This window comes from Microtetraspora sp. AC03309, from assembly GCF_020826795.1.
GTDB classification, from domain to species: Bacteria; Actinomycetota; Actinomycetes; order Streptosporangiales; family Streptosporangiaceae; genus Microtetraspora; species Microtetraspora glauca.
On record NZ_JADDIL010000560.1, the window covers coordinates 1 to 421 of the forward strand.

At 66.0% G+C, this 421-nt stretch carries 1 protein-coding gene; it reads right to left on the reverse strand.

Annotation, left to right across the window (positions count from 1 at the left end):
• Nucleotides 1-69: 69 nt before the first annotated feature.
• Nucleotides 70-421: hypothetical protein (locus IMZ11_RS44355; RefSeq protein ID WP_228649783.1), on the reverse strand; the 352-nt coding region annotated here is incomplete at its 5' end.

Sequence of the window (421 nt, forward strand, 5' to 3'; positions counted from 1 at the left end):
CCAGCACGGTATCGGGTCCGTCAGCCATGCCCCCAGTATCGTTGCCGCGCCGACATGCCGCACGGTGGGTCAGAGGAGGCGCTCCAAGAGCCAGAAGACCGCAGGCATGCCGAACACCATCCCGAGCAACAGCAGCATTCCCCAGGCGAGGACGAGGTTGGCGACGCCGTTGTACTGCTGCGGCGCAGGGCCGAGTGCACCACGCGGGCTGGAAACGCCGCGCACTATCGGCTCGGCCAGCGGCGCCCGATATTCGAGTTCGATCATGCGGCCGGGGTACACGTCGATCACGGTGTCGGCGAGTCCGCGAGCCGAACCGAACCGCCCTTTGGCCGGAATTTCGACATGAAGATAATGCCTACCGGGAAGAACCGGTAGGACCGTCCGGCCCCAGCCCGCAGACGGCACCACGTTTCCGTTG